Origin of the sequence: Paenibacillus aceris (assembly GCF_017874035.1) — a bacterium.
GTDB classification, from domain to species: Bacteria; Bacillota; Bacilli; order Paenibacillales; family NBRC-103111; genus Paenibacillus_E; species Paenibacillus_E aceris.
Genome location: NZ_JAGGKV010000008.1, coordinates 81,904 through 94,765, shown reverse-complemented (window position 1 = coordinate 94,765; position 12,862 = coordinate 81,904). Strand labels below are relative to the sequence as shown.

Sequence of the window (12,862 nt, the reverse complement as noted above, 5' to 3'; positions counted from 1 at the left end):
AAGGGGAAGAAAGGAAATGTTTCTGAGATGAAGAAAAAACAGATTACTTTAAGGCCTTTTGAAACTTCAGATATAAAAGAGCTTCATCGTTGGTCAAACGATCCGGTTTCAATCTTAATGGTAGGTAGAATTCCGCAAACTTTTGAGCAAATTGCAGGGCAAGTAGAGAAAAAACGGCGAAACGCAGATATGTTATGCGCTGTTGTTAACGAAGATCATCAACTTATCGGCTGGGTATTCCTTAAAGATATCGAATATGAGCATGGCAGGGCTGGCATAGGAATACTTTTGGCTCCTGAAGCAAGGGGCCAAGGATACGGACGAATTGCAATGGAAGCGATGATTGAGCTCGGATTTAATCAACTGCGCTTACATAAAATATATTTAACAACTAGATCTATGAACGAACATGCGATTGCATTGTATAAAAAAATTGGATTTATTGTTGAAGGTGTTTTAAGGAAACATGCTTATGTGAATGGGGAGTATTATGATACTTATTTTATGGGGCTATTGGAATCAGAATGGAGGCAAATGCAGTGATGCCGGTGAACATGTCCCCCCTGTATATGAGTCCAATCAAACAGATAAATTCAGACATAAAATAAAAGGTAGTTTAATTTTCCTTTAAAAAGGAGTGTTGAATATGGGAGTAGCGGTTGACGGTGTTCGTCACACTAGCAGTGCAGCGGTTTTAGTTCTCTTTATTCTTTTGGTTATCATTACAATGGCATTTGCATGGTAATCATGTAAAACAGCAAAGAAATGGCCCCGGGAGTTCTCCTAGGGGCTATTTCTTATGTCCGTAGATAAGAAAGTATAAGTTTTTTACTTTTGCTTCGCATCTACCTTGACAAACGCGCTGCGAATCGATCTGTGACATTCACCCATATATCGAATAGTTTATTATAAGACATGGAGAGTTCTCCGAGGAGTGAACATATGAATAAGATCAAAAATCTTTTGAAACCTGTATTTGCGAGTAAACTTAGAATAAAAAGACCCACCGGTGATTTACCACTCTTTGTTGAAGCCATAGCCGTGACACTGAGGTATAATAAAACTACGGAATAGAACGAACGCAGTAGGTTCTGACCGGATATCATTGTAGTAGTTTGACATGCAGCTTAAAAAAATAAAGGAGGCTGTATCGATGAGTGTCGGTTTAAACTGGATTTCTGCTGGCAATTTGGAAGCGCTTATACAAGTGGGCGCAAAGGTTATACGTGGCGGTATCGCGGTTTTTTATCATGAAGACCAAGTATACGCGGTGGACAACCGCTGCCCGCATTTAGGCTTTCCACTTCATATGGGAAGCTTGTGCGACGGGATTTTGACATGCCATTGGCATCATGCCCGGTTTGACGTCTGCAGCGGCGGTACGCTTGATCCTTGGGCGGACGATGTTCCGTCGTATGAAGTCAGGGTCGAAGGCGGCGAAGTTTGGGTAAATTCGGTTTCCAGAAGAGCGGAAGGCGCGGAAAAATACAAGCATAGACTGAAAGAAGGTCTCGAGCAAAATATCGGTATCGTCATCGCGAAGGCGGTAGTCGGTTTGATCGAAACGGGAGTGCCGGAGCAGGACATCGCCCGCATTGGTATCGAATTCGGCACGACCTATGGTACGGGCTGGAACGCCGGACTTACAATTCTTACCGCGATGGCGCAAAGTGTCGACAAACTGGACAAGAACGGCAAAATACTCGCCTTATACCAAGGCCTTGTCCATGTCGCTCGAGGCAGCTCGGGAAGAGGAGCCCGCCACTTGCTGTCGGCGCTGCCGTCGACGGACGTACCGTTCGAACGGTTGGCCGAATGGTATCGCAGCTGCATAGAGGTGCGGGATACACAGGGCGCTGAGAAAGTGCTGATTACTGCCATTTTGAAGGGCATCGATACGAAGAGTCTGTCGGATATGATGCTTGTCGCCGCAACAGATCACTTTTACTTGGACGGCGGTCATGTATTCGATTTCCACAGCAAAGCTTTTGAGGCGCTGGAGTGGGCGGAGGTGTCGCAAAAGGAGCGGATTTTAACATCGCTTGTGCCGATGATGGCTCGTCCGACACGCAGCGAGGAGCTGCACCAGTGGCAAGCACCGCTAAATCTCGTTGAGCCGATCAATCAAGCGGTCAACGAGCTGACGCAAAGTGCGGCGCAAAGGAAGCTCGCTGGTGGGTCAACGGATTCGCGGCAGCATACGGCTCTGTCCGCTGAGACGGAAGAACGATTGCTGCAGCAGCTGCTGAGTGATAAGCCGGAGCAGACGATCGCTTTGCTGCGCGACCTGCTCATCGCGGGAACGGCTCCTGCGCAACTGGCGCAGTTCGTTGCTTTGGCCGCCGCAGAACGGATCGTTCGTTTCCATACGCAGAACGATTTCAGCGATTGGATTTCAGTGCTCCATACGTTCACATATGCTCACGCTGTGCATGAAAGGCTGCTGCAATCGGATGAGCCGCTGCTTCAGCGGGCGATTTTTCACGGAGCCGTCAGCGTGTACCTTGACCGTTTCTTAAACGTGCCGACAGCCGCGCGTCCGAAGCCAACCGGCTCCGCTGCACCAGCCGACCCTAAGGAACTGCTTGATTTGCTCGATCAACGGCAGCAGGTTGGACCGGCTTCGCAATGGGTGATGGACTACATACATGGTGGTGGTGAGTTGGGCGCGCTAATTAACACGCTTGGCCATGCGCTGTTGCGAGAGGATGCGGAATTCCATACTTTCCAAATGTATGAGGCTGCAGTGGCGGAATACGATCGTTGGCAAGCGGCGTCAGGTTCTTTGGCGGAGAAGGCCAAAGAAACGATGCTTCTCGCCTGCACGCGATATTTGGCGGCACACGCGCCAACCGCACGCGAGCTCCCGCATACGGCTAAAATTGCCTGGAGACTGCATAAAGGCGAGCGGTTGTTCGAGGAAGAATAACAGATTACATCGCTAACGATCGTTGAACAAAACAAGGAGCATTTCTGCGCAGCAGATGCTCCTTGCTTCATTAAATCATTGTACAAACGGCAATCTTAATGCTCAACTAAACTGTTTAGTGGCACTTCTTGTTCTTGATCAGGTTGATCCAGCGGATAAATCCTCGCCGTTTCATTTGCTTCATCGACATTTTGAATGTAAACAGCAACGCCATTGCAAGAAACGTTAGCCATTACAGGTGAGGCGGCGATTTGTGATGCACGTAGTTTGTTCATGGTCATTCATCTCCTTCTGGTCTTGTAGAAACTTTTTTAGTCTTTCCTCATCATGTTAAATTATTTGACTACTTCAGTTCAGCCGAGTTTCAGAATTGTATGGTGAAATAGGGGAAGTAAAAAAGACAACCGATTCGAGACGGTTGCCTTTTCCTAGAAAACAGATAGTTTGCTCTTGCAACTACTCAACGTGAGCCAACCCGATTAGTCTACAGATCGAGAGATAGAAGTTGCTGCGCCACAATGTAGCCCGATCCACCATTGATTCCGTGACCCGGCCAAGTGGCAGCGCCAAGCATGTATAGATTAGCGATCTCCGTTCGGTGGCTTGGCTGGGAAGGCAGCGGTCTTAACAAATAGCTCTGTGCGAAGTCGTGTGATCCGCCATAGGGATCTCCGGGGCCGGAATTCGGGTTGAAGCGGGCAAGGCTGTCAGGGGTGACGACGGACTTACCGATGATAGCGTCCGGGATGTTCGGAATATGTTTGCCTACTACGGAGATCACTCGCTCAGCAAATCTTTCGGTCAACTCGTGTGTCCAAGTGCCATCGCCGACGTCAATTTGACCGGCTGCATCGCCGCGGGGACGGCAAGGAACCTCAAGAACTTGGAGGCGCATGATCGCTTTGCCGACCGGCGCTCGGCTCGGGTCCAGATTGGTAGAGCAATCCACTGTAAAGGTAGGCTTTGCCGGCAGAAGATCGGCCATCCCTTGCGCGATGGCTTGAGTAAAGCTGTCAAGTCCATCCGTCAGATGGGGCTGACCGACTCTGGCAAATCGCGGATCGGGCCATTTTGGTGCTTCGCTCAGCGCCAAATGGATCTGAACGCAACCTCTTCCATAGCGGTATCGCTTTGCTTGGTTGCGAATGTCTGCGCTTACTTGCGCATCGGCCAAGAGCGACAGGTACAACTGGTCCGGGCCGGTAGAGGCGACGACAGCATGGTTCGCATGATATTCTTCGCCTTCAGCTGTGCGTACGGCGACGGCCTTGCCGTTCTTGACGACGATTCGCTCAGCTCTAGTACTGGTTACGATCGTGCCGCCTTGGTCCTGCACGAGTTGAGCCAATGCTTTTGCAAGCATCTCGCTGCCTCCTTCGGGAATAGGCATCCCGCCGCCCATAAGCGCCATCGTCGTGAGCGGCACCCAGATACCGCTGCCGACTTCGTCCGGCGTACGGCCTAGATGCGTGACCCATGACGCCAGCATGGCGCGCATAACTGGAGACTTGAAATCGCTAACCACATTGCGGGCGGTGGAAAATAGGGAAGCGGCGAATGGCGAGAAGCTTGTGCCTCCCGTTCGTTGGTTATGCAGTAATCTTCGGATAATCTCGGAAGCTTTCTGACCAGATAAGTCTAAACTAAACAACTCAAAAACGTTCCCAGCATAAGGTGCAAATGCTTCGAACATACGTCCTAGCACTGCGCCATCACCTGGAGCCAGACGCTCAGCTTCAGAGGCTAAGTCCTCGCTCGAGCGTGAGAAGACGGCCGTCTCGCCGTTCTCCATCGAGACACCTGTTGGCAGTTCCGTGTTTATGTAACGTAGTCCTCGCGCTTCGAGCGCTTCCCGGAAGTCCGCATAAGCGGGGCCAGTCAGAAACAGCGGGTGAGCCGCTGCGTAGACATCATGCTTGAAGCCGGGCAGCGTTAGCTCTTCCGTCTGCAGAAATCCGCCCGGGCGGTCATTCTTCTCCAGCATTAAGACGCTTCTCCCCGCTCGCGTCAAATAAGCGGCTGTGATCAGCGCGTTATGGCCGGTGCCAATCATGATTACGTCGTACTTCTTCAACATCGATTCCTCCTCACGTCTATGAACCAAATCTAGTTTAACGTAATTGAACGGCGATGGATGGCGCTTGTTGTCGAGCAATCTAAAATTCATATGAAGAATGTTCGGGCTTGTCCAGGAAGCGGCATCACTCGGAAGTAAATAGACATGGAAGCAACGCTATATTTAAATAGGGAGGTTAGTCATGAAAAATTCGATCTTTGGGTTAGTTGCTTCCATCGGATGCATTATTTTATGTGCTGTTTTTTTGTATGGGAACCCTTACTCAAGTACACCCCCGGACAGTGGAACGAAGAATGTCTTTTATACAATGTTGATTCTTCCCGCTTGTGTAGGAATAGTAGCTTCGTTTCTGAAAAACCGGATTTTAATGTTTATTGTGTTTATCTGGTCGCTGCCTTATGGTCTTTATCTAACTGTCGTGTCAATACCGAGTATTTGGAACCTCTTTGGCGTAGTACTTCTTGTTTATTTCGTTACTACGATGAAGATGAAGAAAGCCGCGGTTACTTGACTAATTTAATAAATGATTTCTGAACAACGGAAAGAAAAGGCTGCCAATAATTTGGGAGCCTTTTTTGCTATTCTGTCGTAAATCACCACAAAACGATTTCAAATGATCATGTGTACACATGCCGCTAATATATATAGGTAGTAATTGAGAACGGGAAACCAATTAATCGCAATTCGAAACGAGGGGGTGTAAGTATTGCTAAGCAAAAATCTTTTAAAACTTGTCGCAATCAGCTTAGGAGTAGTTGTTTTGAATATAGCGCTCTTTTCACCTGGAATTATTGGGGTAGAGATCGGAAGTAATGCTCTTGAAACTGCTTCAGGTGTGACAGTCATTTTTGCCAGCATTCTCATTCTATCGTACACGTCCAACATGTTGATCTTCAAGTTACCGTCAGTTAAACCAGTGAAAGAAATTAGGACTCACAATGAATATATAGAAGCCCTTTCTCACTATAAAGCAGTCAAAACAATTCAGAGCGATATTGGGCTGGCCCTTCGGCAGCTTGAGCGCCTAAAAAAAAGAATGGAGACCTTATTAGAACTTTTAAATCAAAAGTTTGATCCAAATGAAATTACTTATAAGAAATTCATATCTGTGGCGCAAGAAGTCGAGGCATTGTTCTATCTCAATATCCGCAGCATACTAGGCAGAATGCATGTATTCGATGAGAGCGAGTACAAGATTGTCACGCTCCCAGGGTCGTCGAGGTTGCCCGCAGATCTCATTGCAAAAAAGAGGATGATGTATAACGAATTCTTGTTGTTCGTTAAAGATTCTCTAAGTACAAACGAAGAAATATTGTTGAAAATAGACAAACTTTTGATGGAAATCTCTCGGTTGGACAGTTTAGAACTTGCTGACATCGAGCAATTGCCGTGCATACAAGAAATAGACTCGCTGATAAAACAAACAAAACATTATAAGGAATAAGAGGTGACTTAGATGAAAAATAAGAAAAATTCGTTTCTCCTGTCGGGCTTTATCATTGTTTTCGTATTCGTGCTTGTATATGCAGGTGTGAAACTGACTGCAAATCTTGGAAAATCCAGTGTTCAAGTTGCAGCTGAAAATGTTGGAGAACGATTATCCAAACTTTACTCCGATATATCTATTTCCACGGATAAGCCCACAAAGGGTCAGATAGATCTTAATCCGGCAGATGTAGCTGAAACGCTCCCGGATATCTCGAAGTTTCCTATTACCGTGGAAAATACAACGGATAATTTTGTTGAGATCTTCTCCTCAACAGAAAAATCGGGGACAGGTGTTGATGGTTGGTTAACCGAAGTGGCAACCGAGTTCAATCAAGCAAAGATTGAAGTTAACGGTAAACCAGCTTCCGTGAAGATACGTAATATCGCATCAGGTACTGCGACGGACTATATCAAAACCCGTAAATACATTCCTGACGCATTCACTCCATCCAACGAATTATGGGGAGAAATTGTAAAAGCAAATGGCATCAAGACGCAGCTAATTACAAAACGTTTAGTAGGAAATGTACCGGGAATCGTCATCTCAAAGGCAAAGCACGATGCTCTGGTAGCGAAGTACGGATCAGTGAATGTCAAAACGATCACGGAAGCGATATCGAATAACGAGTTCGCAATGGGATATACCGATCCATTCGCCAGTTCTACTGGGCTAAACTTTCTCGTTACGGCTCTGAACACCTTCGACAGCTCCAACATGTTAGGGGAGAAGGCGGTGAAAGGATTCGAGAAATTCCAATCCAATGTACCATTCACTGCGTCTACAACAATTCAAATGCGTGATGCTGCCAAGTCTGGCGCTCTGGACGGGTTTGTCTTGGAGTATCAGACATATGTGAACGCGGCGGACCTTACAGGCAGCTATGTGTTCACGCCATTTGGCGTTAGGCATGATAGCCCACTCTATGCATTAGGTGAACTGCCACAGAATAAACTCGATGTAATAAAGAAATTTGCTGATTTTGTAACACAAGAGAAATACCAAAAAATTGCGAAAGACAAGGGCTTTAACGGCCTCGAAGATTACAAGTCTGAACTCGCACCTGTTGATGGCAACCTTCTAGCTTCTGCTCAAAAAGTATGGAAAGAAAAGAAGAATGGCACGAAACCCATTGTCGCGGTATTTGTAACGGATGTTTCCGGAAGCATGGCGGGAGCGCCGCTCAATCGCCTCAAAGAGTCCTTGCTCAAGGGACAGAAATATTTGGGCAAAGACAACAGCATCGGCTTGGTTTCGTACTCTAGCAACGTAACAATCAATCTTCCGATTGCGAAGTACGACACAAATCAGCAGTCCATGTTCGTCGGCGCGGTTAATAGCCTTCAGGCGAGTGGGGGAACAGCAACCTTTGACGGCATTATTGTTGCCCTTAAGATGATTCAAGACGAATTGGCAGTAAATCCGAATATGAAGCCAATCCTTTTTGTTTTGAGTGATGGCGAGACAAACGAAGGACATTCTCTCAAGGATATTAAGGGAATAGTCGAAATCTATAAAGTCCCTATTTATACAATCGGTTATAACGCAAATATCAAAGCTCTCGAAAGCATTTCTAGTATCAACGAAGCTGCAAGCATCAATGCAGACACTGACGATGTGGTGTATAAACTGGGCAATCTGTTCAATGTTCAAATGTAATTCATAACGAGGAGGGAATCACATGTCATTCACACTGGAAGTGTCCAATCCTGATGAAATTAAAGCCGTAATCGAGCATGAGATTAAGCCGATCCCTGAGGAAATCGTCAAGTTGAAAGAGATTGCTGACTCTAATGTAGCAACGATCATGTCATTGGAACTTGATTCGCTTGACAAACGGAGGGAGATCCTGCAATCGATCGATACATTCGGTGTAGATACAATGAAATTGTCTTCCTCGAAAAATGCATTACTGCAAGTGTCGGTCGGTAATCTTTCAAAAGCTGGCGAAGATGGCGGGCAAGTTGCCAAAGGATTAGCAGACCTGCACACTCAAATCAAAGACTTGGACCCAAGCCTCGTTGATTTCGCCAAAACCGGTATCCTGGGTAAGTTCTTTAGCCCAATTCGGAGCTACTTCCTTAAATATGAAAAGGCTGATGGCATTATTGCAGATATTATCGTTTCATTAGATAAGGGAAAAACCACACTCAAGAATGACAACACCACACTCGAATTCGAACAACACTCTTTGCGTGAATTATCCAAGAAACTTAGAAAAGAAATTCAACTTGGAGCACTAATGGATGAAACCATCGAGGAACAGATCGAAACGGCAAAGATAAGGAATGAAGATCCAGAAAAGATTCGGTTTATTACGGAGGAAATCCTTTTCCCCTTAAGACAGAGGGTCATGGATTTGCAAGAGATGTTGGTTGTAAATCAACAGGGGATTATGGCAATGGAACTGGTTATACGGAACAATAGGCAGATGATGCGGATTGTGGACCGCTCAAAGACCGTAACGATTTCCGCGTTGAAGATATCTGTAATGGTAGCCAGCGCTCTCTACAATCAAAATATCGCTTTGAAGAAAGTTGAACTATTGAACCAAGTAACGAGTAATCTAATTACGGCTACTTCACGTATGCTGAACGAACAAGGAGCCGAAATCCATAAGAAATCGATTGAGTCCAACATTTCAGTGGATACTTTAAAACAAGCATTTACAGATGTAATTTCGGCTCTGGACTCGATTAGTACTTATAAGCAGGAGGCTTTGCCAAAAATGCGCGAAACGATCAATGAATTCCGGAGTCTGGCTGATATCGGCGAAAAGCAAATATTGCGTCTGGAGAAGGGCAGCCAGTTATCCCTGTAATTTATTTTTAGTTCGTAGGCATTTTTATAAATCCTTCATTTTGGATATCTGTTTGAAACAGAAAATTCATTTTTAACTGAGGGTAGTAATCTGTTCTCCAATGCTCTAATTGTTTCCTGGGAATTTTGGTTCTAAAATGCTGGCCAATTCCAAAAATGTCAGCTTCACTTTTTTGGATTTTCGTAAAGAGGTCTTGAAACCGTTCAGTAAGGAGTGTTTCTATTTCTTGTTTAATGATCGCTTGCGAAGGATTTCCTCTAGTTTCCAGGATGACAACTTTCAATTTTATTTGAGTATTCATAACCGGTTTATTGTCTATGATCTTACTCGTATGGTTCATCGTATTTTTAACGATTAAGACGCTTGCATGATCCATGACTTCAATTTTCCCCTGCGTGCTTTCCCTATTGAAGGCATTATAAAGGAGAGTTTCGTCTGAAGTGATTTGTCCAACCATTTTCGCATTTTTTATAATCGCAGAGCCTATATATTCGCATGGCAAATTCGGACCATTTTGTAAGATAGGAATAGCAATGTCATTGGTGTAGGAGTAAATGCTGCGGTATATCTGCCAGATCGGTGCTCTTGCGACTTGCGGGTTCCATCCCGCATTTTTCTCGAAAAAGTCATAGACAAAAGAACCTCTCGGCACGTTAGATTTTCCTTCAAATAATAAAAACTGGGAAATGTCATTTTCGCTGATTGCAATATAAGCTTTTGGAGAAATTTCCCCACTCCTCATAAAACCAGAGAGGATGTCTTTCATTCCCTGCTGTGCAAGTTTTTTTTCAATAACAATCACTTTAATATGGAGTAGATCGATTTGTTTTTCTTTATTCACACTGATCTTATCTATGGCTTGACTGATTGTTTTTCCGGTCTGTGTGATCATTTTTAACTTTATTGTATTCTGATCTAGTTCAGGGGCCTGCAGAACAACTTTATATTCATCGTCTTGTATGGTAATACCCATAACCAATGGTAAAGTACGATGATTGATGTCCTTATTATTCCAACAACCGCTCAGAGCAAGTACAAGTGATAGAATCATGAAAATTTGGACGGCCGGCTTAATTATGTTCATGGCTCACCTTCCTCTTAAATCGCAACCCCAGATAACAAATAGACAGCGGAACTATTAATAAAACAAAGAATCTTAAAGGCGAGTTCCATAATCGAAGTTGTTCAGCCCTATTCCAGCCTGGAATCATTAAACAAAAAACAAAGATGACACTCGAAAGCAGAAGCATCACATATATCGGTTTTATTTTGGGCATACATTGACTAACAATTCGGTTGGTTTCCCACAATGTCAATGAAAGAAAAAGCATGATGAAAGTGAACAGTGTGAGCAAGTAAAATAAGGTGAATCTGTCGAACATGAGCCAAGAGATATTGATCGTGTCGACTAAAACAACGAATGGAAAGTGAAGCGTAACAGCAGTTGCTTCCCCGAACTTAAGAATTGGTAAATAGACGGAGAAGATGAAGAAGGGGATAAGGGCAACTGCTGCAAGCACAATTTTTTTTCTTTGATACATGAGATAAGGCTGCACGAAGCCAAGAAATAAAAAACCTCCAGTAAAAGCAAAAAAACTTTGAAAATACGAAGGTTTCTTCAAAAACGAAAAATCCAGGTCGAGAAGGGGAAAGACATAGTTCCAATCAATGGTTTGAAAAGAAGTGAAACTGATGATAAGGACCACAGGTAGAAATAAGATGCCTAGAAGAACGCCTGTACGTAGTATTGTTTCGATACCTTTTGACGCGATATAGGTTGACACCAGAAGTAATAAGATCATGATAGACCATAGTGGGGTATTGGATAAAAAGATGATCGTAATGATTTCCGAATATGCACGTACGGTTAGAATATTTACCATCATTAAATACAAAGTAATTGGCAAAAGAAAAATGATGGCTACTCCTTTCCCCGCATTCAAATAAATGCGAATGATATCCCATCTCGGAAAAAAACTTAGTCCTTTCATATAGATTGAAATAACAGCAAAATGCACGATAATTCCTATAAGGATTGCAACCCAATGTGCAGTATTTGTACTTGCAATAATATCTTCAGGATACATGAAAAAAATGAGCCCTAAATGTGTGAGAATATAAATGAGCATAACGGAAATGCTTTTATCCATTTTTGGTTCGATCCTTTGCCAGGTTGATTTGAACATAGGGAACTCCAAAGGTATTTAGACTCGCGAGGTAGGTACAAACTAAAACTAAACCTGCTAACATGCCTAATACACCGTAGATCGCAGCTAAAAAAACGATTACATATTTAAATAATCGAATGGAGAGCGAGTTTTGAAAACCTACAACCGTTGAATTCGCAATTGTCGTAGCTGCAAGGATGATAATAATAAGGTTGCTCACTAATTTTGCTGAAACAATAGCTTGTCCCAGTATGATTCCGCCTACCATGGTGACGGTGGGTCCAATACTTTTGGGTAATCTCACAGTTGCCTCCAGGGTTAACTCCAAAATAACAAGTACCAGAAGGATTTCTACTAGAGCAGGATAAGGCACGCTATCACGGCTTTGGGAAACAGCTAATGCAAGTTCTATTCTCAACACTTCAGGATTAACCGCAACAAGAGCAACGTATAAAGCAGGGAAAATTAAAGTCAATAAGACACCAACTATGCGTAATAACCGCAACAATAACATGACTGGCATAGGATAATTGCGATCATTTTCCAGTGCGAACATATCCCATAACAGGCTTGGAAGTATGAACGCAAATGGTAATCGATCTACAATAAGGGCGACTTTGCCAACTCGTAAGGATTGAGCAACTTCTTGTGGAAGTTCCGTTGTATTAAATTTTGAAATGGATGCCCAAGCAGAGAACCCCATCGTACTGGACAAGTTTTGTAAATTGTTAACTTCCTTGTCCAGGTTCATTTCGAGTTGACGAATGACATTATTCACCAGATCCATATCTGCAGAGCCGTCACAATAAAGCAACGAAATCCTTTTTTTTTCAACACGACCGACGGAAAACGATTTTACCCGAAGATGATCCGAGTTTAATTGTTTCCTAACAATGCCAATATTCTGATCTATGTCTTCTATAAAGGAACTTAATGGTCCTTGAACCACACTTTCATTTGCAGGAGGTTCGAAAAAACGATTTAGTAACTTGGGTACCGGTTTCGAAATGACATACTTGTTAGTTGACTCGAAGTATATAATTAATTTGCCCTCCATAATAGAAGACACAACTTCATTGGTATCGTTCTCCAACACTTCCCCAAACAAACTCATAAACTCGAACATCGTTTTGTTGGTTGAAGTCGAGCGTTCTATGTAGATATGCAGAGCTTCTCGAGATTCAGTCAAATCAATTAAAGTATTAAAGCCCATTAAGATAACTGGAATATCCATAAAATAATCCGGTTGAAGAAAGAAATCATCGTTATTCTCGAACTTATTCTTAATTTCTTGGATTAGTCGATCCATAGTCCCAATTTCTCCCTTCTCCTGCCATACTTGAAGTTATATTTTCCCAATCATTTAAAATTTATACGAAGA

At 43.8% G+C, this 12,862-nt stretch carries 11 protein-coding genes; 6 read left to right on the top strand and 5 right to left on the bottom strand.

Going from position 1 to position 12,862, the window contains the following annotated elements; all coding sequences use genetic code 11:
- Window positions 1–27: 27 nt before the first annotated feature.
- The gene (locus J2Z65_RS16530; RefSeq protein ID WP_167059787.1) at window positions 28–543 is read left to right on the top strand and encodes a GNAT family N-acetyltransferase; all 516 of its coding nucleotides are present in this window, start codon (window positions 28–30) and stop codon (window positions 541–543) included.
- A 610-nt stretch (window positions 544–1,153) separates the two neighbouring features.
- A complete protein-coding gene (locus J2Z65_RS16525) occupies window positions 1,154–2,929 on the top strand; it encodes a Rieske (2Fe-2S) protein (protein WP_167059784.1) in 1,776 nt (591 codons plus the stop codon).
- Window positions 2,930–3,024: 95 nt separating this feature from the next.
- Here the strand turns inward: J2Z65_RS16525 and J2Z65_RS16520 are convergent, their stop codons facing one another.
- Complete coding sequence (locus J2Z65_RS16520) at window positions 3,025–3,204, bottom strand: H-type small acid-soluble spore protein (RefSeq protein WP_167059781.1); 180 nt, start codon at window positions 3,202–3,204, stop codon at window positions 3,025–3,027.
- 209 nt (window positions 3,205–3,413) lie between these two features.
- The gene (locus J2Z65_RS16515) at window positions 3,414–5,006 is read right to left on the bottom strand and encodes a phytoene desaturase family protein (RefSeq protein WP_209855936.1); all 1,593 of its coding nucleotides are present in this window, start codon (window positions 5,004–5,006) and stop codon (window positions 3,414–3,416) included.
- 181 nt (window positions 5,007–5,187) lie between these two features.
- Here J2Z65_RS16515 and J2Z65_RS16510 point away from each other — a divergent pair, with 181 nt between their 5' ends.
- The 4 genes from J2Z65_RS16510 to J2Z65_RS16495 all read left to right on the top strand — a co-directional run bounded on the left by J2Z65_RS16510 (window position 5,188) and on the right by J2Z65_RS16495 (window position 9,313).
- Window positions 5,188–5,517 carry a hypothetical protein gene (locus J2Z65_RS16510; RefSeq protein ID WP_167059779.1) on the top strand — a complete coding sequence of 110 codons (330 nt, stop codon included), beginning with the start codon at window positions 5,188–5,190 and terminating at the stop codon, window positions 5,515–5,517.
- Window positions 5,518–5,712: 195 nt separating this feature from the next.
- Complete coding sequence (locus tag J2Z65_RS16505) at window positions 5,713–6,450, top strand: hypothetical protein (protein WP_167059777.1); 738 nt, start codon at window positions 5,713–5,715, stop codon at window positions 6,448–6,450.
- Window positions 6,451–6,462: 12 nt separating this feature from the next.
- Window positions 6,463–8,151 (top strand): vWA domain-containing protein, encoded by a 1,689-nt coding sequence (locus J2Z65_RS16500; protein ID WP_209855934.1) that lies wholly within the window; start codon window positions 6,463–6,465, stop codon window positions 8,149–8,151.
- 22 nt (window positions 8,152–8,173) lie between these two features.
- Window positions 8,174–9,313, top strand: coding sequence for a toxic anion resistance protein (locus tag J2Z65_RS16495; RefSeq protein WP_167059775.1), 1,140 nt, complete (start codon window positions 8,174–8,176; stop codon window positions 9,311–9,313).
- Window positions 9,314–9,320: 7 nt separating this feature from the next.
- Here the strand turns inward: J2Z65_RS16495 and J2Z65_RS16490 are convergent, their stop codons facing one another.
- Genes J2Z65_RS16490 through J2Z65_RS16480 form a run of 3 tightly spaced genes read right to left on the bottom strand, consistent with a single transcriptional unit; the run spans window position 9,321 to window position 12,790 of the window.
- Complete coding sequence (locus J2Z65_RS16490; protein ID WP_209855932.1) at window positions 9,321–10,397, bottom strand: Ger(x)C family spore germination protein; 1,077 nt, start codon at window positions 10,395–10,397, stop codon at window positions 9,321–9,323.
- Window positions 10,384–11,463, bottom strand: coding sequence for a GerAB/ArcD/ProY family transporter (locus tag J2Z65_RS16485; protein ID WP_209855930.1), 1,080 nt, complete (start codon window positions 11,461–11,463; stop codon window positions 10,384–10,386). The genes J2Z65_RS16490 and J2Z65_RS16485 overlap by 14 nt, the downstream gene beginning before the upstream one ends.
- Window positions 11,456–12,790, bottom strand: a complete 1,335-nt coding sequence (locus J2Z65_RS16480) for a spore germination protein (protein WP_167059771.1) — start codon at window positions 12,788–12,790, stop codon at window positions 11,456–11,458. The genes J2Z65_RS16485 and J2Z65_RS16480 overlap by 8 nt, the downstream gene beginning before the upstream one ends.
- Window positions 12,791–12,862: the final 72 nt, after the last annotated feature.